The following is a 408-nucleotide window of genomic DNA, read 5'->3' as shown; positions in this document are numbered from 1 at the left end:
AAAACAACATCAATGATGCGATCAAGTCAGTCGATGACAAGGTGACCAATGGTGTAAATGACCTGACCAATAAAGGTTTGAACTTTGCTGGCAATGCGGGTAAAGACGTTCATCGTAAGTTGGGTGACAAGTTAAACATCGTGGGTGGAGCGGATGCAGCAACAGCAGAAGACAAGACCAGTGGTGAAAATGTCATTACCCGTACCACAGAAGATGGTATCAAGATCGAATTGTTGAAAGATGCGAAGTTCGACAGCATCACCACTGGCGACAGCGTACTCAACAACAACGGTTTAACCATCAAAGAAGGCCCAAGCATCACTAAAGATGGCATCAATGCAGGTAATAAAGTTATTACCAATGTTGCTGATGGTGTAAATGGTAAAGATGCAGTCAATGTTGACCAGT

1 pseudogene is annotated in these 408 nt (G+C 43.4%); it reads left to right on the top strand.

Annotated elements, in window-relative coordinates:
- Positions 1–408, top strand: a pseudogene (locus ACNQO6_RS18405) (YadA-like family protein); the annotation flags it as partial.

It is taken from the genome of Acinetobacter calcoaceticus (genome assembly GCF_051947995.1).
Taxonomy (GTDB): domain Bacteria; phylum Pseudomonadota; class Gammaproteobacteria; order Pseudomonadales; family Moraxellaceae; genus Acinetobacter.
Note: the sequence above shows the minus strand (reverse complement) of the source record. Positions and strands in the feature narration are given on the sequence as shown.